The sequence below is a fragment of the Vibrio harveyi genome, assembly GCF_030060435.1.
Taxonomy (GTDB): domain Bacteria; phylum Pseudomonadota; class Gammaproteobacteria; order Enterobacterales; family Vibrionaceae; genus Vibrio; species Vibrio harveyi.
The window spans coordinates 651,586-673,810 of the sequence record NZ_CP125875.1; the positions used below are offsets into that span (position 1 = coordinate 651,586).

At 44.1% G+C, this 22,225-nt stretch carries 18 protein-coding genes and 1 tRNA gene; 9 read left to right on the forward strand and 10 right to left on the reverse strand.

Translation table 11 applies throughout. From position 1 onward, the window contains the following. Nucleotides 1–103 precede the first annotated feature (103 nt). Nucleotides 104–2,068 carry a DNA topoisomerase III gene (locus tag QMY49_RS03040; RefSeq protein WP_017817824.1) on the forward strand — a complete coding sequence of 655 codons (1,965 nt, stop codon included), beginning with the start codon at nt 104–106 and terminating at the stop codon, nt 2,066–2,068. Nucleotides 2,069–2,421: 353 nt separating this feature from the next. Here the strand turns inward: QMY49_RS03040 and QMY49_RS03045 are convergent, their stop codons facing one another. After that, entirely contained in the window at nt 2,422–2,628 is a 207-nt protein-coding gene (locus tag QMY49_RS03045; RefSeq protein WP_005444646.1) for a hypothetical protein, read from the reverse strand. Nucleotides 2,629–2,779: 151 nt separating this feature from the next. Next, nucleotides 2,780–3,469 carry an SDR family oxidoreductase gene (locus tag QMY49_RS03050; RefSeq protein ID WP_283312747.1) on the reverse strand — a complete coding sequence of 230 codons (690 nt, stop codon included), beginning with the start codon at nt 3,467–3,469 and terminating at the stop codon, nt 2,780–2,782. A gap of 281 nt (nt 3,470–3,750) precedes the next feature. Between QMY49_RS03050 and QMY49_RS03055 the strand changes: the two genes are divergently transcribed. Together QMY49_RS03055 and QMY49_RS03060 are read left to right on the forward strand one after the other, a co-directional pair. Next, on the forward strand, nt 3,751–4,674 hold the full coding sequence (locus QMY49_RS03055; RefSeq protein WP_069219112.1) for a histone deacetylase family protein: 924 nt from the start codon (nt 3,751–3,753) through the stop codon (nt 4,672–4,674). A gap of 109 nt (nt 4,675–4,783) precedes the next feature. Next, complete coding sequence (locus tag QMY49_RS03060) at nt 4,784–4,942, forward strand: hypothetical protein (protein ID WP_005444649.1); 159 nt, start codon at nt 4,784–4,786, stop codon at nt 4,940–4,942. Nucleotides 4,943–5,495: 553 nt separating this feature from the next. On the opposite strand, the gene QMY49_RS03065 is transcribed toward QMY49_RS03060, so the two are convergent. The 3 genes from QMY49_RS03065 to QMY49_RS03075 all read right to left on the reverse strand — a co-directional run bounded on the left by QMY49_RS03065 (nt 5,496) and on the right by QMY49_RS03075 (nt 7,784). Then, nucleotides 5,496–5,586: transfer RNA gene (locus tag QMY49_RS03065), tRNA-Ser, on the reverse strand. A 139-nt stretch (nt 5,587–5,725) separates the two neighbouring features. Next, nucleotides 5,726–7,534: a DUF3413 domain-containing protein gene (locus tag QMY49_RS03070; protein WP_009698525.1), complete on the reverse strand. Its 1,809-nt coding sequence runs from the start codon at nt 7,532–7,534 to the stop codon at nt 5,726–5,728. Nucleotides 7,535–7,556: 22 nt separating this feature from the next. Beyond that, the gene (locus QMY49_RS03075; protein WP_005444651.1) at nt 7,557–7,784 is read right to left on the reverse strand and encodes a YejL family protein; all 228 of its coding nucleotides are present in this window, start codon (nt 7,782–7,784) and stop codon (nt 7,557–7,559) included. Between the two features lie 85 nt (nt 7,785–7,869). Here QMY49_RS03075 and yejK point away from each other — a divergent pair, with 85 nt between their 5' ends. The 3 genes from yejK to QMY49_RS03090 all read left to right on the forward strand — a co-directional run bounded on the left by yejK (nt 7,870) and on the right by QMY49_RS03090 (nt 11,601). Further along, nucleotides 7,870–8,868, forward strand: a complete 999-nt coding sequence (gene yejK / locus QMY49_RS03080; RefSeq protein WP_005444652.1) for a nucleoid-associated protein YejK — start codon at nt 7,870–7,872, stop codon at nt 8,866–8,868. Between the two features lie 108 nt (nt 8,869–8,976). Next, a complete protein-coding gene (locus tag QMY49_RS03085) occupies nt 8,977–10,326 on the forward strand; it encodes an Hpt domain-containing protein (protein ID WP_283312750.1) in 1,350 nt (449 codons plus the stop codon). A 111-nt stretch (nt 10,327–10,437) separates the two neighbouring features. Next, entirely contained in the window at nt 10,438–11,601 is a 1,164-nt protein-coding gene (locus QMY49_RS03090; RefSeq protein ID WP_009698523.1) for a hypothetical protein, read from the forward strand. A gap of 84 nt (nt 11,602–11,685) precedes the next feature. On the opposite strand, the gene nhaC is transcribed toward QMY49_RS03090, so the two are convergent. Continuing rightward, a complete protein-coding gene (gene nhaC, locus QMY49_RS03095) occupies nt 11,686–13,122 on the reverse strand; it encodes a Na+/H+ antiporter NhaC (protein WP_005444657.1) in 1,437 nt (478 codons plus the stop codon). Between the two features lie 437 nt (nt 13,123–13,559). Between nhaC and asd the strand changes: the two genes are divergently transcribed. After that, the gene (gene asd, locus QMY49_RS03100) at nt 13,560–14,675 is read left to right on the forward strand and encodes an aspartate-semialdehyde dehydrogenase (RefSeq protein WP_009698522.1); all 1,116 of its coding nucleotides are present in this window, start codon (nt 13,560–13,562) and stop codon (nt 14,673–14,675) included. 124 nt (nt 14,676–14,799) lie between these two features. Then, nucleotides 14,800–15,312 (forward strand): type II secretion system protein, encoded by a 513-nt coding sequence (locus QMY49_RS03105; protein WP_005444659.1) that lies wholly within the window; start codon nt 14,800–14,802, stop codon nt 15,310–15,312. 322 nt (nt 15,313–15,634) lie between these two features. Here the strand turns inward: QMY49_RS03105 and QMY49_RS03110 are convergent, their stop codons facing one another. Together QMY49_RS03110 and QMY49_RS03115 are read right to left on the reverse strand one after the other, a co-directional pair. Next, nucleotides 15,635–16,483: an ion transporter gene (locus tag QMY49_RS03110; protein WP_005444660.1), complete on the reverse strand. Its 849-nt coding sequence runs from the start codon at nt 16,481–16,483 to the stop codon at nt 15,635–15,637. 62 nt (nt 16,484–16,545) lie between these two features. Further along, nucleotides 16,546–17,184 (reverse strand): YchE family NAAT transporter, encoded by a 639-nt coding sequence (locus tag QMY49_RS03115; RefSeq protein WP_005444661.1) that lies wholly within the window; start codon nt 17,182–17,184, stop codon nt 16,546–16,548. A 651-nt stretch (nt 17,185–17,835) separates the two neighbouring features. Here QMY49_RS03115 and adhE point away from each other — a divergent pair. Then, on the forward strand, nt 17,836–20,538 hold the full coding sequence (adhE, locus tag QMY49_RS03120; protein WP_005444662.1) for a bifunctional acetaldehyde-CoA/alcohol dehydrogenase: 2,703 nt from the start codon (nt 17,836–17,838) through the stop codon (nt 20,536–20,538). A gap of 148 nt (nt 20,539–20,686) precedes the next feature. Here adhE and QMY49_RS03125 read toward each other — a convergent pair whose 3' ends face one another. Beyond that, nucleotides 20,687–21,430: an SDR family oxidoreductase gene (locus tag QMY49_RS03125; protein ID WP_017189356.1), complete on the reverse strand. Its 744-nt coding sequence runs from the start codon at nt 21,428–21,430 to the stop codon at nt 20,687–20,689. Between the two features lie 134 nt (nt 21,431–21,564). Next, nucleotides 21,565–22,068 carry a VC2046/SO_2500 family protein gene (locus QMY49_RS03130; protein ID WP_009698520.1) on the reverse strand — a complete coding sequence of 168 codons (504 nt, stop codon included), beginning with the start codon at nt 22,066–22,068 and terminating at the stop codon, nt 21,565–21,567. Nucleotides 22,069–22,225 lie beyond the last annotated feature (157 nt).

Genomic DNA, 22,225 nt, shown 5'->3' on the forward strand with positions numbered 1-22,225 from the left:
CTAGAATCGTGACCTTATCACTGTTCATCTGTACAGTTTTTTCTTGATTTGTGAGGGGGACATTAGATAATGTCCCCCTCATTGTTTTGATTTTCTGAACTTTATGTCTCGTCTGTTTATTGCTGAAAAACCAAGTCTAGGTCGCGCTATAGCGGCTGCGTTGCCAAATCCTCAAAAGAAAGATCAAGGCTTTATTCGCTGTGGAAACGGCGATGTCGTAACTTGGTGTATTGGTCACCTGTTAGAGCAAGTAGAGCCTGACGCTTATGACGAACGGTATAAGAAATGGAATCTGGCTGATTTACCGATTGTTCCACAGCAATGGCAACTGAGACCGAGGAAGAGTGCCAGTAAACAACTCACAGTGATCCGTAAACTTCTCAAAGAGGCTACGGAGGTCATTCATGCAGGAGACCCTGATCGAGAAGGGCAACTGTTAGTGGATGAGGTTCTGGACTATTGCAAACTCTCCAAAACCAAAAAAGAAGCCACTCAACGATTGTTGATTTCGGACTTGAACTTGCCTGCAGTAAAACGAGCCTTAAGCTCGATGCGCAGTAACCGCGACTTTATTCCTCTTTCTGTTTCTGCTTTGGCGCGTTCTCGAGCCGATTGGCTTTACGGAATGAACATGTCGCGTGCTTACACTTTGCTGGGCCAAAAAGCGGGCTATCAAGGTGTTTTGTCAGTAGGGCGGGTGCAAACTCCAGTGTTAGGTCTGGTGGTGCGTCGTGACGAAGAAATCGAGAACTTTGTGCCGAAAGACTACTTCACGCTGCATGCTTTAATTCCATATCAAGATCAAAATGGTTCGTTTGATATACGTGCGCGTTGGAAACCTAGTGAGGCGTGTAAACCATGGCAAGACGAAGAGGGGCGTGTTCTGAGTAGAAAGCTCGTAGAGAACGTGGCGAATCGCATTGCCAATCAGCCCGCCAAAGTGACCGAGTCAGAACAAAAGCAAACCAAGCAATCGGCTCCGCTTCCCTATTCACTATCTGCGTTACAAATCGATGCTGCTAAACGTTATGGGATGAGCGCACAACAAGTACTAGATACCTGTCAGGCTCTCTATGAAAAACATAAGTTGATCACTTACCCGCGTTCGGATTGTCGTTACTTGCCTATGGAGCATTACGCACAAGCGGGTTCTGTTACCTCTGCTATCTCCAACAATGCCAAAGAGCTACAAAGTGCGGTGCAAGGTGCGGATTTGTCAATTAAGTCCAAAGCGTGGAACGACAAAAAAGTTGATGCTCACCACGCAATTATCCCAACGCCTAAACAAGCAAATGTGAACGCGTTGTCAGGTAATGAGATGAAGGTGTATCAACTCATTGCACGTCAATATTTAATGCAATTCTATCCAGCTGCCATTTACGCAGAAGCGAAGCTTGTATTTGATATCGCTGGTGGCACGTTTATCGCTAAAGGTCGCCAGTTGGTTTCTCCGGGGTGGAAAGCACTCATGGGGAAAACGGACAAAGAGGACGAGGGCATCGATGCTGTACCGCCATTACAAGAAGGTACGGTACTGACGTGTCGGGAAGGGGAAATTAAAGACCGTAAGACAGAACCTCCAAAGCATTTTACTGAAGCGACATTGCTGCAAGCGATGACTGGGATTGCGCGTTACGTAGCAGACAAAGAACTGAAGAAGATCTTACGCGATACAGACGGTTTGGGAACAGAAGCGACCAGAGCCGGCATTTTAGACACTTTGTTTAAGCGCCAACTTTTAACGCGTCAGGGAAAGTCGATTTTAAGCTCACCAGCAGGTCGTGGTTTGATCCATGCTTTGCCGATGGACTCGACTTATCCCGATATGACAGCACATTGGGAACACCAATTACAGGGTATGGCAGAGCGAAATCAAGCTTATCAACCTTTTATGCAGGCGTTAGAGCAACGTATCGATGGTTTGATGGGCGAGGTGAAGTCCGGTCCTATTCCAGATTCTTTACGTCACCTTCCTAAGGTCGAGCGTCCTGCATTTAAACGCAAGAAGCGCAGCTATTCCAAAAAGAGCACATCAAAGTCGAGTACAGGCAAACGTATACCCAAGTGACTTCAAGATGCAGGATTCAGAGCGTTGTCATTGATTCGAGGTCAAGGAAAACAACGCAGCGTAATAGCCAGCTCTTTCCAAGTTGTTTGACGCAGCCATTTGTTTGACTAAAAAAGCGAGTCAAAGACACGCTCCCAAAGGGCACTCTTTGCAAATATAAGGGTCTTGGCTTGTATACTTTGTTGCCGATTCTTGATTTAGACCCACTAAACCTTTAAATCGCAGTCGCGTCTACAAACCAAGTCATTCTCGCTGAACCTAGCATCTCGAGGTTACTTAGGTAGAAAGTGTCTAAATAATCAATACGCGAAGCGGCACCTGGAGTGCCGCTTTTTATCATTTATGGATCGCTGCTAATCAAATAGCTCCCCATTACTTTGTATCGCACCGCGCACATCATCTTGCGTTAAAACACGCTTTCCTAAATCTTGCTTTACTTGTCGTCCCAAGTCGACAAGCGTGTCTCGGTTCGCTTGAGTTTGACGTTTACCTGCACTTCTCAAGCAGTAATTGAGCTCATGATCTTCACTGAAATTGACCAGATCTTTATCTGCAGCCATGGTTACTCTCCTTAGTGGTCGATATCCTCACTAAGTCTGGATAGGAATGAGTGAAATTCAAGTAAAGTGATGAGATAAAGAAGGGGGGATAGAAAGATCACGACACGATTAGATTGTCGTGACCCAACTTTAAGCTATTGATTGCGAAAGATTACCAAGGAAGCATGGTTCCGTCGTAGTTGATGAACTGACCAGAGTTTTCCTGCGAGCTTTGCTCTATTACTTTTGCAAGACCTGCTGCGGAGGTTTGAGTATCGATAAGGGCGTTTGGTCCGCCCATTGCTGTTTGTACCCAGCCAGGGTGTAGGGCGAGTACGGTAAAACCTTCTCCTGTTAAATCATTACTTAAGCTTTTTACTACTGAGTTTAGTGCAGCTTTAGAAGAGCGATAGATGTAACCTCCTCCAGAGGTATTTTCTGTCATGCTGCCAACTTTAGAAGAGATACATGCGATCTTCTTAGTTGTCCCTTTTTTCATTACAGGATAGAAGCTCTCGACAAGCTTTAAGGGCGCGATCGTATTTATCTCGAATACTTGACGCCATTCATCAGCGTCTGTATTCCCAAAACCATAACCTTTCGGCCCGTAATACCCAGCATTGTTGATCAGCAGATCGATAGCAGGGAGTTGGTTAGCTAACTCAGTAACATCGTCGTAATTGGTGACGTCTAACTCATGCAAAGTTAACGTGTCATAGTTTGATGCTAACGCTTGCAGATCTTTGCTTTCTGCTAGATTGCGACTGGTCGCATGTACGTGAGCACCTTGTTGTAAATACAGTGTTGTTAGGCTCAAGCCTATGCCGCGATTTGCTCCGGTGATAAAGACTGTCTGACTCATGGGTGTGCCTATCTGTGTGATTCAATTAGGTGATATAGAAGTAAGATCATTGTGTTAGCTCAGAGCAATAAAATCAACCAGCCACCAAGCTCCAACCATCATTGACATGAAAAGCGATATCGCGCAAAAAGAGCCAAAGAAAGCGCCAAGGATCGTATATAACGTTTTGTTCATAATGAAAGGAAATTAATTGATATTGAAAATCATTATCAATTAATTTCCTTTTTAATCAACTCTTGGAGTTGGTACTATTTCACAATGATTGTTGAAAAGAATGTCTCATGTTGCCACTGATCTATCATCCCATCTACTCACAACTGGAACTGCCGGAAGGTCACCGTTATCCAATTATGAAGTACCAATACCTTTATCAAGCAGTGAAGGACAAGTTGGTTCAACAAGATTGGGGACAACATATCGAATTTTCCCAACCTCAACCGCTTAACGTGGATGAGATCAAGCTGGTTCATAGTGAGGAGTATGTGGATTTGCTTGTTAGTGGCGATATGCCAGCAGCTAAAATGCGTCGAATAGGATTTCCTTGGAGTGAGACCTTAGTCTCGCGGACGCTTATGTCGACAGCGGGCACCGTTTTGACTGCAGAAAAGGCATTAGAGCACGGTGTCGCGATTCACCTTAGCGGTGGCTACCATCATGCGCATAAAGATTTTGGAAGTGGTTTTTGTCTATTCAATGATTTGGTGATCGCGGCAAAACACATGCTGGAGACAGAGCACGTAGACAAAGTGCTTATTATTGATAGCGATGTGCACCACGGTGATGGTACTGCAACTTTATGTGCAGACGAGCTTGATATCATCACCCTGTCTTTCCATTGTGATAAGAACTTTCCCGCGAGGAAACCGGATTCAGATCTCGACGTTCCGTTGAGCCGAGGAACCAGTGACGATACTTTCTTAATGACGTTTAAAGAAGTGATTGAAATGGCGCTCAACCTGCACCGCCCGGATATGGTTATCTATGATGCGGGTGTAGATATACATACCGACGATGAACTTGGTTATTTTGACGTATCTACGCAAGGGATATATGAACGAGACCGTTTCATAATGCAGCTGATGAAAGATAAAGGGATTCCTGTTGCCGCTGTTGTTGGTGGTGGGTATCGAAGTAATCACTCAGATTTAGTACCCATTCACATGCAGCTTATCAATGCCGCAGAAAGTGTATATAAACCACGATAGTAGAACCAATGATTGTGAAAGGTGAGGCACTGATGTCTCACCTTTTTTATTGTGGCAAGCCTAAGACCTATACTTAAGGTGAGTATTGTCAAAAAAGAGGCGGCAGCGTATGGATTTTACGGAAAAGCTGCGTTTGCGGGAGAAAGCAATCGAAGACCTATATTTTGCAGAAGTTGATAAAAAGTTAATCGAAGCTTTGCATGAAAAGCAAAATCAAGAAGGGTTAACCAAGTCGCGGGAATGCGATGAAGACGACATCAATAATTAACGGGTTTTACACTTGATTGGGATGTTAAGATGGGAATCCTTTCCCTTTTTATTTTCCTAGCCTTTGACGTTGTCTAAGCAACAAATAGATGGATTTAGCACATGCCAGAAAGAGAGTCCTGTCATTTGCCGAGATAAATATTAGGCTAGCTGTAACCTTAGCAACAGTTATAAACACCTTATAATTCGCCTAATAATAAATGTAAGTCACTCTCAAGGTGCACCTACACTTCAGGTTGTGGGCTTTTTTCTTATCAGTTGAGGAGTGATAAATGTTTGGAGTAGTGGCACTCTTTTTGATTCGCATCGCAACGAACATTTCTAAGAGTGGCTACGTATCGAGGTTGTACTCAACTAGGGATTTAGAAACCCCGTAATTCTCCGAGCGCTAAAACGATAAAAGCTCGTTGATTTCTCGACGAGCTTTTTAAATGTGGCTGAGTGCGGGGACGCCTAGTCCGGGGGGGCGCTCAACTAGGGATTTAGAAATCCCGTAATTTTCCAAACGCTAAAACGACGAAAGCCCGCTGATTTCTCAACGGGCTTTCTAAATGTGGCGGAGAGATAGGGATTTGAACCCTAGATACGCTATTAACGTATGCCGGTTTTCAAGACCGGTGCTTTCAACCACTCAGCCATCTCTCCGTTGTTGAGGCGCATAATATAAGGCTTTGAAAATCTTGTAAACCCTAAAATGAATCGTTTGGACGTTTAGTGCACGATTTTGTGTTGTTTGTGGAGAAAAGAATCAAAAAAGCTCTCCGGGTGGAGAGCTTTTGTTCAATTAATTGCTTTTAGAATAGAAGCGTTGAAGCTCTGTCAAACCTTGCATTAGAACAGGCAGTTTAGGCGATGTTTCGCGCAAACGCTTGTAATTGTCATCGTACAGCTTGTAGTTACCAAACTTATCGATAACGGTTGTTTGAGAGCCGGTGATCAGTGCGATTTCACGTGTATCGCCGGCTAAGATCCAACGACGGCGACTTTCATCAAACAGATTACGCCCGCTGCTGTAATCGTATGGGTTTGAAGATACGCCCAGCATGTCTTGCAACAGTGTCACTGACAAGTCTAAGTGGCTTGTACTGTGGGTAAATTCCGCTGGTAGCATACCTGGCCAATGGATAACCATAGGCACTTGCAGTTGATATTTGCTGTAGTTGCTGTTTGCGCCCCAACTGTTGGTATTGGTTTCGTTGAACTCGCTACCATGGTTTGAGGTAATAACCACAATCGTGTTTGCAAGCAGTTGCTTTTCTTCTAGGTCTGCGATGATCTTCGCAACTGTTTTATCAGCCGATTTTACCGCTTGCTCGTAAGCTTGCTTGAACCGCTCGCTAGCAGGGAGCTCTTCATTTGCTGCCATCGTTTCTGATTCGAAGTTATCAACGGTTGTCACTTCAATGAAGCTAAACCAAGGCTGCTGGGCTTGCTCTGTCAGCCATGTGTTCCAAGCAGAAATAGATTGTGGATCGGTATGAGCTTGGCTTCCATCGAGTGAGTTTGCCAAGTTTAAGCCGCGGAAGATAACTTCAGAATACAAGTCTTCTTCAAAGCCATTGCCACTGAATAAACCAAAGCTATAACCCTGATCTTTCAGTACATCTAGCATAACTGGTGCGCTACCTTGAGCTTTGATGCTACTTGCGTAGCTACTCGGTAAACCATAGAACAACCCAAATGCACCGTATGTATCATTGCTCGAACTGTAATGATTAACAAAGTTTTGATTGTCTTGTGCGAACTGGTACAAGCTCGGCATTTCGTCTTGGTTCAATGCGTCGGCACGTAAGTTGTTCACGCTGATCATCAGCACGTTTAACTTGTTAACACGACGATTGAATTCTAGCTTCTCTAGTGGGTAGCTTACTAAATCAATATTACCTTGGTTCTCAGCTAAGCGTTTTAGGTACTCTTCGCGGTCAAGAAGACCGTGTTTTTCCATAAAGCTCTTCGCTGTCATAGGGTATGACAGTGGGAAGTTAGAGCGTTGGCTGGTAATAGGATTGTAGAAGTAAGCATCAGCCCAGATATAAACCAAATGGCTTGCGATGAAGCTTAAGAAGAACACGGCAGCCAATGGTCGACCAACGTGTTTATGAGAAAGTTTGCGCTGTTTACGCCATACCCATTCAGATAAAGCGAGTTGAACAAGGAAGATCAGCGGCATCACAACAAATAAATGTTGGAGATCTGAGCTGAGTGCGCTTTTGTCTTCGCTAAACAACAACTCCCAAACCACAGGGTTTAGGTGCAGATTAATTGATTGATACGCTTGAGTATCAATCAGCAGCACGGTTTGACCAACCGTAGCAAATATCACTGCCACCAAACGGAAGAGTTTCCTAGATGGCAGGACAAACGTCAGCGGAAATAGAACCAATAAGTACAGAGCAAAAACAAGAAAGCCAAAATGCCCCACCCACGAAACCGCCAAATAGAATTGACCCATCAGGGTTTCTGGCCAAGGCGATTGAACGATATAGCGTGTACCTATCAACATCGAAGCGACGATGTTGAAGAATGCAAACCAATGCCCCCAACCTACTAGTCGGGATACGCGTTCGCCGTATGAGTTTCCGCTGTCTACCATGTACTTGTTCTATTATCCGTTTTTAGTGTGATTTTGGCGCTTCAAGAGAAGACATCAGTGCCTGAGCAAATTTTTCAGCAATAACTTTGCGTTGTGAAGCAGCAACTTGTTGATTTAAGACATTGGTTGCGATATTTCCGGCAATCATTAGCGTCAACTCAGGAGAAGCAGCGTGTTTTTCAAGAACAGCACCCACTTCAGCAAGAATTTTCTCTACTTGTTCGTCAGTATATTTAGATGTAATCGGCATAAAGACTCTAATAATGATAGTAAAAGCGGCTTATGATAACCTACAATGCCCAACAACTTAAACCTTGTAGCAAGATAAAATCACTATGAGCCTTCATCTTTCAAACGTTATTCTGCATCAATTGTGCAAAAACGATCAGGACGAACTGGTTGTTAAACTTCGCCCGGCGTCGTTAGAAAACGATACCTCAACAGAAAACCTTGTCGCGGAACTGCATCGCGTATTCCATTCTAAAGCAGGAAAAGGCTTCGGCTCTTTCCAATCAGACAGCGAATTTCAGTTTTGGCTTCAAGAAATGCGCAAAGGAGAGAGAGATTTTTATGATTTCTCACAAATTAGTGCAAATCGCTTGAAAGAAGAGTTGATCAAGTACCCATTTGCTGACGAAGGTATCTTAGTCTTTGCTGAGTATCAGAGCTTGGCTACGGATTATTTATTTATTGGTATCTTACCAATGAACCAAAGCCTAAAAGTGACAGAAGGCTTAGATATCGATGCTACGGATTATTTAGACATCACTAAGATGGACATCGCGGCACGCATCGATCTATCGAGTTATGACACTGATCGTGATTCAAACCGTTACCTTTCTTACATCAAAGGTCGCGTAGGTCGTAAAGTGGCAGACTTCTTCTTGGATTTCTTGCAAGCGGATGTTGGTTTAGACACTAAACAGCAAAACCAAGTGCTGATGCAGGCGGTGGAAGATTTCTGTGCCGATTCTAAGTTAGAAAAGCAAGAAGCGAACGAATACAAAAAGCAGGTTTACAATTACTGTAACGAGCAAATTAAATCAGGCGACGAGGTGCAAATCTCTGAACTGTCTGGTGAGCTTCCTCCTAGCCAAGATGGTACTAGCTTTATGGATTTCACCAAAGAGCAAGGTTACGAGTTGGAAGAGTCATTCCCAGGCGACCGTTCTACAGTGCGTAAACTAACTAAGTACGTTGGTGCTGGTGGCGGCTTAAATATTAGCTTTGATAGCCTGTTGCTGGGTGAGCGTATTTTCTACGATCCAGAGACAGACACGCTTACGATTAAAGGCACACCGCCAAACTTGAAAGATCAGTTGAGCCGTAATTAATTGAAAGAAGAGAGCATTGTGCTCTCTTTTTTTATGTGAAGTGTGCACACTAAAAGCGCAATTCATGGTATATGCTTGTTATTAATAGAGATAATTGAGGAATGGGCGTTGCTGCAATTCAAAGAGGGAATAAAACAAGCAATCTGGTTTTTGTTTGCGGTATGGTGTGCCTTTGCTGTGGGTATTTGGCTGCAAGCTCAACAAACCATACGTACGATTTCAACCGTTGATGAACTCAGCAGCAAGGTTGATGAAGTGCGTCATATCTTTAACTTTGAGCTGCCTTATCGTGCTCAGCACGTTGACCAAGTCTCTCTCAAACTTCAGCTTGTTTATGCAGTTCGTTTGCAATTGCAGAGCGAGTACTCTGACCGCTGGGGTGGTCCGGACTTAACGCAACTGCTTTATTCAACTGATCGCTTTCTTGAAGGCGCGAGAACATTTATCGGTAGCGATAGTGAGCTAGTCGCGCTGGCTGACCAACTCCATAATAGCCGAGAGTCAGCCAGTAACTCTGAGCAACTGAGAACCATGTACTATCGCTTAGGTGCTTTGGTCTTAGAAGCCATGTTTAGCGATGCAGCGACAAGCTCAGATACTTACCAAGAGCTTGATTCGCTTTTTACCGAGTCACAAAAGCTAGAGCAAAAAGAGCAAGGGGCGTTCCAACGTCGATTGGCTCAAACGTCAAATGTGCTTGCCGCTCATGCTCAAGGCAGCCACCTCGCTAACCAATTGCTTAACCCTGAATTTTCTAATCAGTTTGCCTCTGTCATTAGCTCTCTTGAACAAAAGCTGATGTTTTACATCTCCTTTTTAGTGTTAGTAAGTGGTTCCTTACTCGCGGTGGTTTCTTGGGCTTTGTTCTACAAGGAAACTCCAGTCTTAGATGCTCCAATTCAACCTTGTGAAAAAACGGATACACCAATGAAGCCGAACCCACCTGAAGTGATTTTGCCGACAGAGAAGCAAGTTACCGAGCCAAGTGGTGAGGAGCGCATGCCTGTGGATGTGGTAAAACCAACCACACCTCTAGAAGAAGAGAATGACGATGCATCTTCTTTAGCCGCCAGTGTGAGCGTGGAGACGGATGAGCCTTATATCGATATAGAGAAAATGCTTGATTCGCTCTCTGGTGATGAAGAGTCTGTGCGTATGTTGTTAGAGGTTTTCATACAAGATCATTCTGAAGATGGTACGAAGCTAAGAACATTGATAGCCGAGGGTAAGGATGAAGAACACGCTCAGCGTATCGCCCATAGCTTGAAGGGAGTGTCAGGCAGCATTGGAGCGATGCCTCTACACTATATATCTGGGGATATCGAATCTTTAATTAAACAAGGTCAGGAAGTCGTTAAAGGCAAGCTGGATATGTTGGAAGATACCCTGCAGAAAACGACACTTTTTGCTGAGGCAGTTCTTAATAGTGAAAACATTCGAGAAGTGCTAACAGATTGATATTCCTCTGACTTAAAATAGTAGAGATTCAGGTATTAAGGGGCGCTTGCGAACCTTATGCTTTGGTTCGTCACTGTTCCTGTCCTACACCATTTGATCATAGGTAATTTCATGTTCATCCGCCGACTGTCTTCTTGGTTGATAGCCTGTCTGGTTTTAAGCCTTTCGGGATGCTCTCTCTTAGAAGTAAAAATCGATAGTCAAACTGTACCGCTCACCAAACAAGAGCTAAACATGCGCATTATGACGCGTGAATACGCTCAGCAGTTCTTTGCTCAAGTAGAGCAAGCTGCCGATGTGCTCCAAGACAACTACGAGCCTAACGATAAAGTAAACCAATCTTATATTTTACTTTGGAAAATCAATGCGGAAGAAGGGCTTCAAGCTGCCGCTTACCAAGTCTCGCCAATGGCGGCTCTGATTGACACGTGGGTATTTACTCACCAAATGGACCAGTTCTTCAGTGTCGGTGCAGGGAAAGATCTATTCACTACCGGGGAAGCACAACAAGTGTCTGCTCACTTAGCCAAGGAAGTCGATAAGCTTGCACAATCTTTGTTGAAAAAAGACGTGTACTCGAAAACCAAAGTGTTTGTGGCTGACTTTGTTGAGAAATACCCATTCGCGGATTTGAGTATGATCCGTACACCAGCTTATCGAGGTTGGTTACAAGCGAATCAGATCAGTGAGGAAGAAGCTGTAACGACATTGGGTACGATGCCTGAGGCTATCGGTGATGTGTCTGATCGTTTGAGCTTAGTGTCTGAACAAACACCAAAAATCATGACGTGGAAAGCGCAGTTGCTCGCACTCAATAGCTCAGCAAGTATCGAACAAGTAAATGCAGCGCTAAACAGCTTGAAGGTTACTTCTGAGTCGTTGAAAGACTTTATCGATAATAACCCAGAGTATATGCGTAACTTGGCACAGCAAATGGCAGTGCAGTTGCAGCCACTTGTTGAAGATATCGACCAGAAAACAGAAGAGCGCTTGGTTCAGTTGAGTGAAGAGCGACAAGCACTAGAAAAAATGGTGGCGAGAGAACGCCAAGAGATTGCTCAAATTATTACAAACGAAAGAGAGAAGTTTGCGCAAGACCTCGACCACGTTTCACAAGAGGTTGTGAACCTTGCAATGGATAAACTGATCGAACTGGTGAAGAGCACCATCATCTACTTCATTTTGTTCATCCTAGTGATCTTCTTTGCTCCTCTTGTTTTGGGCTATGCCTTAGGTAAACGTTCAGCGGTAAGAGCAGGTACCAAATCTGCCTGATTAGCCAGAGCTTAGCCAAACGACAAACATAAAAAAGGACCGAATCGTCGGTCCTTTTTCTATTCTATTGAAAGTTAGAACTATTTAAGCCGTTTGCTGCTTTAGTTCACCTTCTGCTTGTTCTTCTGTTGCTGGTGCTGTTGGTTCGCATTTGTCGACAAACCAACCCATGTACGACGTGAAGATAGTGACGATAATACACACGAAGCTCAACCACATGAATGGCGCGTAAGACAATGTTGCCACACCCAGAATACTCGCCATGTAGATGCCGTTATCACTCCAAGGCACCATACCTGACGTTAACGTACCGCCGAACTCGGCGTTACGAGATAGGTTTTTACGTTTGTAGCCAAGGCGATCGTAGTTTTTCGCACAGATTTTTGGTGTCAGAATCAGTGATACGTACATCGCCGAGCCGAATACGTTACCCATGAAAGCTGTACCAATGGTGCTTGTCGCCAGAGAACCCGCACTTTGAACACGTCGCTCGAACAGTTTCGCAATTGTCTCAAGCACGCCCACCTTATCTAGCAAGCCACCAAAACCAAGACCAAATACGATAACTGCAACAGAACCTAGCATAGAAGACATACCGCCTCGGTTTAGAATCGAGTCAATGAAGTCCACACCTGAAGAAATTGCAAATGGTGCCCAAGCGGTATTGAATGCCGTTAGGAAGTCTACATCCTGAATCATTACTGCCCAGATAATACCTAGTAGTGAACCGAAGCTGATCACAGGGAAAGAAGGCATGCGCATAGCGAGTAGAGCCAATACGATAATGACTGGAACAAAAGAATAAGGCGTAATGAAAAATTGTTGTTCCATAGCCTGAATTACTGAGTCAACTTGGCTCATATCCACTTTACCTGCGAAGTGGAAGCCAAATGCAGTAAACATAATACCCGTAATGATGTAACTGATCAGGGCAATAGGCAGCATCCCTTTGATGTGCTCTACGACTTCTACGTTTGACATTGAAGAAGCAAGAATCACGGAATCAGAAAGTGGAGACATTTTGTCGCCAAAGTAACAACCTGATAAAACCGCGCCAGCTGTAATTGGTGCTGGAACCCCAAGACCTTGACCAATTCCCATCATGGCAATACCAGCAGTACCTGCCGCACCCCAAGAAGTGCCTGTTGCTAACGCAGTCAAAGAACAGATGATCATTGTCGCTAACAAGAAGATAGAAGGGTGAATGGCTTTTAAGCCGTAGTAGATGATGGTTGGTACGATACCACCAGAGATCCAAGTACCGACTAATGCACCTACAGCAAGAAGGATCAGCACGGCACCTAAACCATTAGAAATCCCGTTTAGTGCTGCTTTTTCAAGGTCTTTGTATTGGTGACCTAATCTTAGACCCAATAACATGATAATGAACCAACCAATGTACAGCGCAAGCTGGATTGGAAGGTCTAATTTGGCAGTAAATGAAAATGCCAAAAGAAGAAACAAACCTAGTGAGATAAATACCTGTATCAGACTAGGAAGACGTGTTGTAACTTGCTTCATATGTGCCTCTGTCGTTCATGGAGCAATAGAGGAAGGCCGCTCCCTGTTTTAATCGCGCATAACATACATTAACAAAAATTATATTTCGAACATTTGGTGCTTTATCTTGACTTTCATCCGATAAAACGTTTGCTTGTGAAATTAATAACTAAAAAACTTTAAGTTTAATAGTTTGAAATGTTTTGTGATGTAAAAAATATGTGCTGCAAATGTTGTTTTCTCACGGAGTGGTAAGACCATGTAGCACAGTGTTGGCAGTTTTCTCGGTAGGTTTTAGTGCTGAACCGATAAGAAAAGAGAAGAAAATACCTTGGATTATAAAAATTCGCGGTAAACGTTAAAAAAGTTGTGTTTATTTGCAAATTAGGGCTTGAGATTTTGTGTCGAAAATTGAACTATGGAGAAAGTTTCAAAAATATACATGGAGAGTTAGTGCGATGAGAGTAGGTTTAGTTGGTTGGCGCGGCATGGTGGGTTCAGTCCTAATGCAACGTATGGTTGAAGAGAAAGATTTCGATTTGATCGAGCCAGTTTTCTACAGTACGTCTCAAATAGGTATCCCAGCTCCAAACTTAGGTAAAGAAGCTGGTTTACTTCAAGATGCGTTCGATATTGACAGTTTAAAACAACTTGATGCAGTGATTACGTGTCAAGGTGGTGGTTATACGGAGAAAGTTTATCCAGCGCTTCGTCAAGCTGGCTGGAAAGGTTACTGGATCGATGCTGCTTCGACACTTCGTATGGTCGACGACTCTATCATTACGCTGGACCCTGTTAACCTGAAACAAATTCAACAAGGTATTCACGGTGGTACAAACACGTTTGTTGGTGGTAACTGTACCGTTAGCTTGATGCTTATGGGTCTTGGCGGTCTGTTTGAGAAAGGTCTTGTCGAGTGGACGAGTGCGATGACGTACCAGGCGGCATCTGGTGCAGGTGCGCAAAACATGCGTGAGCTGATTTCTCAGATGGGCGTAATCAACGACTCAGTAAGCTCTGAACTAGCAAATCCAGCGAGTTCAATTCTCGATATCGATAAAAAAGTTGCCGACACCATGCGCAGTTCTTCATTCCCAACCGATAAGTTTGGTGTGCCACTAGCCGGCTCTTTGATTCCTTGGATCGACGTCAAGCGCGACAACGGTCAAAGTAAAGAAGAGTGGAAAGCGGGTGTAGAAGCGAACAAGATCCTTGGTTTCCAAGATGCACCAGTGCCAATTGATGGTACGTGTGTTCGTATCGGTGCAATGCGTAGTCACTCTCAAGCACTGACTATCAAGCTTAAGCAAAATGTGCCAATGGATGAAATCGAAGAAATCATCGCAACGCACAACGACTGGGTAAAAGTGATTCCGAATGACCGCGACATCACGGCTCAAGAACTTACGCCTGCGAAAGTAACAGGTACCCTGTCAATCCCTGTTGGTCGTCTACGTAAGATGGCAATGGGCGATGACTTCCTAAATGCGTTCACTGTCGGTGACCAGCTATTATGGGGTGCAGCAGAGCCATTACGCCGTACTCTACGCATCATTCTTGCTGAGAAAGCGTAGCTTGTCTCAACTTTGAGATGTCTATTTTGAAAGCGCCCAACTGGGTGCTTTTTTGATATTCACGTGACAAAAAATTGACTTTTGACCTTTAGCTTTGCTGCGTCTTACAAATCGGAGTGCTGTTATGAAGCAAACATCTAAAGGTTTCACCCTTATTGAACTCGTTGTTGTCATTGTTATTTTAGGCATTCTTGCAGTCGTTGCTGCACCGCGCTTTTTAAACTTACAGCATGACGCTCGGGTCTCTTCAATTCAGGGCATGGCAGCCTCTGTGCACAACGCTGCGGAACTTGCTTTCGGTAAATCAGCTATTGAAGGACAAGAAAAGCTTCCGGCGTACCATGTTGATGGTGCAGGTAGCGTCCAATTTGGTTATCCAATTGTAGAAAATGGTGGTCTAGAGCAGTTTATGACGGCTGAGATGAACTACAAAAACGGTGATGGTGAATGGGTCTGGGATGCATTCAATGCTGGTAAAACTCCAGCCAATCCAAACTATCGAGTTATCACACAATCAAAGTGGGTGAAAGCTTATGACCGAGACTCAATCAAAGCAAGTAACTGCTATGTAAAATACACTACTGCAATGGAAGAGGGTGATGATTACAAGGTTGAAGTCTTCACTGATGGTTGCTAAACCAAGAACGGGCTTCGTCCTGCGGGAATGTTTTTTGCGTGAGAGCTAAAAGCTATATAAAAGCCGATGTGAATTCATCGGCTTTTTTGATCGTAAGTCTGGAGTACGGAACGGGCTGTACTTTGCGAAAGTTCTTTATTAAGAGAGACAAATAGAGGGGCTGGCACCCTCGTTCTTTAGAGTGAGAGATATTGTTCTCCAAACTAACGCCGCGTCATTCCCGAAAGCGACGAAGGAGCGCAGTCGGGAATCTCTTGTTGGAGGCATTACGCCCTGAGACTCGGGAGCGCTCCACTTTAGGCATCGAAAGCCGATTCCTGTTCTATTCTTCCTCGTCCGCACTCACGACGCGATTATCAGGATCTGCTAGTTCACTGCCACAATGCTTACAGTGCATCGCATCTGAATCATGACCAGAGCGATTACAATTCGGGCACTTTACTAATTGTTTGTGCGCATTCATCTCATTACTGAGTTCTGCAGTGATAATGCCGGTTGGGACCGCAAGTATCGAATAACCGAGCAGCATAGTTAATGATGCGATGGCTTTCCCAAGGTGAGTTTGCGGCACCATGTCGCCATACCCAACAGTGGTAATCGTTACGATCGCCCAGTAGATGCTTTTAGGAATACTCGTAAAGCCGTTGTGCGGACCTTCAATAACGAAAATCAGTGCGCCGAAAATGGTGACCAGAATACCTACGGTGCTAAAGAAGATAAGAATCTTACGACGCGCCATCAATAGAGAGCGTAGCAATATGTTGGAATCTTGTAGGTAGCGCACCAATTTCAAGATGCGGAAGATACGCATGACACGTAGTAATCGCACTACACCCATAAACGAAGCACCAGGGAAGAAGATCGCTAAATAGGTCGGCAGAATCGCTAACAGATCAACTACACCATAAAAGCTGGTGGCATAAGACTTAGGTTTTGGAGAGCAGTACAGTCTTAATAAATACTCAATAGTGAATAGGGCTGTGAAGGTGTATTCGATGTAACGCAGTTCTCGCGACCATTCAGTCATTACCGATGGCAGTGATTCTAGAATCAAAACCACGAGAGAAGTAATGATCGCAATAATCAGTGCGATATCGAAGGCACGCCCAGCACGTGTATGAGTACCGAAAATAATGACGTATAAATGATGCTTGAAAGACTTGCGAGGCATGATGTTGCACTGTCAGCGTTAAAATGAAACGGATTGCAACATCATACCAGAAGTTATGAAATTTAGGCTAAACCAGGGAATAGGTTTCTTAAACCGTTAGCAATAAACTCAATACCAAGAGCGCCCAAGATTAGACCCATAATACGGGTAATCACGTTGATGCCTGTTTGACCAAGGAAACGAACGATCAAAGGCGCAGAGCGGAACAACAACCAAGAGCAAAAACAAAACAGCATGATCGTAACGCTAATACCAACCGTGTCGAGTGCACTTGGGTAACGTGCGCCATAAACAATGGTTGAGCTGATTGCACCTGGACCTGCCATCAAAGGCATCGCTAGCGGTACTACACCTATTTGTTCGCGGCTTACGTATTCCGACTTCTCTTGTTTATTTTGCTTATCTTCACCCAGTTTACCGCTCATCATCGAGAACGCGATACTCAGAAGTAGTAAACCGCCCGCAACACGGAAAGAGTCCAGAGAAATACTGAACATATCCAACAACAACTGACCAGCAAAAAGAGAAATGATCAAAATAATCGCAACGGCAACGTTGGCTGTCGTGGCGGTCTTATTTTTCTCTTCTGGTGTCATATGACCGGTTAGTGATACGAACACAGGCATGATACCAACAGGGTTCACTGCTGCGACCAAACCTAAGAAAAACTGTAGGAAAATAGCTAACTCTAAAGTCTGCATGTTGCTTACTCGTAAACGTTCACAATAGTGAAAAAGAGAGGGGGTAATTTTAGGCGGTAATGTAAGGCAAAAGTGCGGTAGGAAGAAATGAAAAAAACTAACGTATTTGGGCTAGTATTTGTGAGAAAAACTAATTATTGAAGAAAATGTATTCAATCTGGAAACGAATTGTTACGTAGAAAATTGGTGAGAGAGCATACTGATTTACACAAACGTTAACATTCGCACATTTTTCACAAAAAGAAAGGTGGTTTGTAGAGAGATAAGACGTATTCGATATACTCTCAGTAGCACAAAAATTAGGGTCCACATGTAATTTTGTTGGCTAAAAATGAAACTTTTTTACAGATTGTTGTTATTTCTTTTAGTTTTTAGTTCGTTTGCTTCTTTTTTGTCCAATAAAAAATGAAGTTTAATTTATTTGTTTATCAATGGTTTATGTTGTTTTGTTGTGGTAAACCACTACTTTGGGGGTATTTCAGTTGTGAGAACTGATCCAAGTCAATTTTTTTCACACTCTGAAATATTATACTCAGCCCTGAAAGCAATTTACTAAGATGGTTGTTAGTTAAGTCGCTGATAAACAGTAAAAACGAAAGACAATAACCTTACTAAAAAGTTTTTAATATTTATTATTTTAGGAGATCCACCATGCCTGTAACTAACTTAGCTGAACTAGATGCTCTAGTAGCACGCGTTAAAGCAGCACAAGAAGAGTTCGCAACATTTTCTCAAGAGAAAGTAGATGCAATCTTCCGCGCAGCTTCTCTTGCAGCTAACCATGCTCGTATCCCACTAGCACAACAAGCAGTTGCTGAATCTGGAATGGGTATTGTTGAAGATAAGGTAATCAAAAACCACTTCGCTTCAGAATTTATCTACAACAAATACAAAGACGAAAAAACATGTGGCATCTTAGAAGAAGATGACAACCTAGGCACAATGACTATCGCTGAGCCTGTAGGTATCATCTGTGGTATCGTTCCAACGACTAACCCGACTTCTACTGCTATCTTCAAATCTCTAATCTCTCTAAAAACTCGTAACGGCATCATCTTCTCGCCACACCCACGTGCGAAGAACTCAACTAACGATGCGGCGAAACTAGTTCTAGATGCAGCAGTAGCAGCTGGTGCACCAAAAGACATCATCGGTTGGATCGACCAACCATCTGTAGAGCTTTCTAACGCTCTTATGAAGCACGACGGTATCGCTCTTATCCTTGCAACTGGTGGTCCAGGCATGGTTAAAGCAGCTTACTCTTCTGGTAAGCCAGCTATCGGTGTAGGTGCAGGTAACGTTCCTGTAGTTATCGATGAAACAGCTGACATCAAACGTGCTGTTGCTTCTATCCTAATGTCTAAAACTTTCGATAACGGCGTAGTATGTGCTTCTGAGCAAGCTGCAATCGTAGTTAGCGAAGTTTACGACGAAGTGAAAGAGCGTTTCGCTTCTCATAAAGCTCACGTTCTATCTAAAGCTGACGCTGATAAAGTACGTAAAGTACTTCTTATCGACGGCGCACTAAACGCGAAAATCGTAGGTCAACCTGCTCCAGCAATCGCTGAAATGGCTGGCGTTAAAGTTCCTGCTGACACAAAAGTTCTTGTAGGTGAAGGTCTAGGTAAAGTTTCTTACGATGATGAGTTCGCTCACGAGAAACTATCTCCAACTCTAGGTCTATTCCGTGCTGACAACTTCGAAGATGCAGTTGCTCAAGCGGTAACAATGGTTGAAATCGGTGGTATCGGTCACACATCTGGTCTTTACACTAACCAAGACGTAAACGCAGACCGCATCCGTTACTTCGGTGACAAGATGAAGACTGCACGTATCCTTGTAAACATCCCGACTACTCACGGTGGTATCGGTGACCTTTACAACTTCAACGTAGCACCTTCTCTAACTCTAGGTTGTGGTTCTTGGGGTGGTAACTCTATCTCTGAGAACGTAGGTCCTAAGCACCTTATCAACAAGAAAACTGTAGCTAAGCGAGCTGAAAACATGTTGTGGCACAAACTACCTAAGTCTATCTACTTCCGTCGTGGTAGCCTTCCAATCGCAATGAGCGACCTAGAAGGTAAGAAACGCGCATTCCTAGTAACTGACCGTTTCCTATTCAACAACGGTTACGCTGATGAAGTAGTTAAACTGCTTAAAGAGCAAGGCATCGAAGTTCAAACATTCTTCGACGTAGAAGCGGATCCAACACTATCTGTTGTTGAGAAAGGTGCAGAAGCAATGAAGAGCTTCCAACCTGACGTAATCCTAGCTCTAGGTGGTGGTTCACCAATGGATGCTGCGAAGATCATGTGGGTAATGTACGAGCACCCAGAAACTCACTTCGCTGAACTAGCAATGCGCTTTATGGACATCCGTAAACGTATCTACAAGTTCCCTAAAATGGGTAAGAAAGCTGAGCTTGTATGTATCACTACAACTTCAGGTACTGGTTCAGAAGTTACTCCATTCGCTGTTGTTACAGACGACAAGACAGGTGCTAAGTACCCACTAGCTGACTACGAAATCACGCCAAACATGGCTATCGTTGATGCTAACCTAGTAATGAACATGCCTAAGTCTCTAACAGCATTCGGTGGTTACGATGCAGTAACTCACGCTCTAGAAGCTTACGTATCTGTTCTTGCGAACGAGTACTCAGATGGTCAAGCTCTACAAGCGCTTAAGATGCTTAAAGAGTACCTACCTTCAAGCTACGCGAACGGTGCAAACGACCCAATCGCTCGTGAGAAAGTACACAACGCGGCAACGATCGCTGGTATCGCGTTTGCTAACGCATTCCTAGGTGTTTGTCACTCAATGGCGCACAAGATTGGTGCTGAGTTCCACCTACCTCACGGTCTAGCGAACGCACTACTAATCTCGAACGTTGTACGTTACAACGCGAACGACAACCCAACTAAACAAACTGCGTTCTCTCAATACGACCGTCCACAAGCACGTCGTCGTTACGCTGAGGTTGCTGACCACCTAGGCCTAAGCCAAGAAGGTGACCGTACTGCTCAGAAGATTGAACGTCTACTAGCATGGTTGGACGAGCTGAAAGGCGACCTAGACATCCCAATGTCTATCCAAGCTGCAGGTGTTTCTGAAGCTGACTTCGTAGCGAAACTAGACGAACTAGCTGTTGAAGCGTTCGATGACCAGTGTACAGGTGCTAACCCTCGTTACCCTCTAATCACTGAGCTAAAAGAAGTTCTAATGGCTTCTTACTACGGTAAAGCATTCGTTGAAGGCGAAACTTTCGAAGGTACAACTGTTATCAAGAAGAAAGCAGACCAAGTAGCGAAAGAAGCAGCACCAAAAGCTAAGAAAGAAAAAGCTAACGCATAAGTACGACGTTAGTTATGAAGTAGGTTTTCGCTAGCACGAAACTTACAATCGGGAAAACTCAAAGCCCCAGTCGAAAGACTGGGGCTTTTTTTGTTCTTTACATTACCAACGGCTCTGTTAGGTGGCGGATTTAGGTAGGAAGGTTTACTTAGACTTCGGTCGTGACGACGCGTCCGCTAAAGTACTCATTTGCGACAATGTAGGCGGTATTTCTTACCAACTCATCTTGGATCTGAGCCCAATGTCGCTCGTCTAGATCTTCGCTGGTATGGTTTACGGATGGGATGACGCCACCCACACGAATATTGAAAGGGGTCAGCTCTTTTGCCCAGCTGTGAGTAAAGCCAGACACCAGTGCTGCCATGCTCTCTACTCCAGTGAGATCTTCATGGTTGTCATGTGAGATAACGTTAACGATCACGCCTTTCTTCTCTCTCGAACGAAATCGTTCAGCACTGACTTGCCCATAGGTATAGAGAAAGCGAGCCGCAGAAGAAAGGTGGTCAATGTAGGTACTCATTGGCTCTGGAGCCATTAAGCTTGGCATTGGTGAGCTAGTCCAGCAGTTTACGATTACATCGGGAGTCGCACCTAATTGCGACTCTATTTGGTCGAACAATAAGTTGATGGATGTCGTGTTGTCATTGCACACATTCATCGCATATACCCTGTCGGAAAACGCACTGATTTGCTCGTAGCTTGCCTTCAAGGCACTAGGGTTCTGATCACAAAGTACCAACGTTGCCCCAAGATGGGCAAAGTGGTTGGAGCAAGTTCTGCCCAATACAGAGCCTGCAGATGTGACGAGAATGATTGAGTCTTTAATATCCATAGCACCTTCACTGTAATTTCTTGTGTTAAACAATACATCAGTGGTTTGTGCTATCAGCATGGATGAATTTATTTGAGCTCAGTGTGAAAAGGCTCAAACTAACGCTTTTGCGCGACAATTATTGTTTAGGAATTTGTAAGGCGTCACATTTCTGACGTGCTTGGAATGTAAGCGCTTGGCGGAAAAGTGAAACGTTATGCTTGAGTTTGGATTTGGTAATGACGTTGAGCCGTCACTAGTTGATTGTACAAACCTGCATCGGGAATAAGGGTTTTGTTGCGCTCACCTAAGCTGCGGCGCTCGTGACCTGAAAGGTTGTGATAAACCTCTTCTGGTAGATTAAATGTGTCTTCAGGAAGGTAAGTGAGTGCATCAGGCTTTAGGTAGTGGCTCAGTTTTGCCGAAGGCAAGCCAGCATCATGAAACTGTTTCGCTTGTTCTGCTGCGAGTTCATAGCTACTGCTATCAGAACGTAGAGACTGAGGTTGAGATAAACCGAATTGTTGACGAAGAATGTCATCACTGGTGATCACTTCTTGGACTTCTTCAACCGGAACCACATCGCGGACATCGTTAGAAAACATAGACAGAATCAACGAGAAATCAGCGCGACGACCTTCGTGTACGGCATGGTTAATACCATTACCGAACTGAAGTTCGTTGATGATTGCTGCTTTGTCTAAAGTATGGATTTGCATGATGTTCCTCGCTTGATGCATTTTTAGCGGCAACGGAGAGAAGAACTTTAGGAAAAAGAGGGGATTAATTGAAGAAATCGGTTGGAGATGTAATAAAAAAGCCCGCAACAATGCGAGCTTTTTGAATATGACTAAATTGAACTTAGGGGGAAGTTAA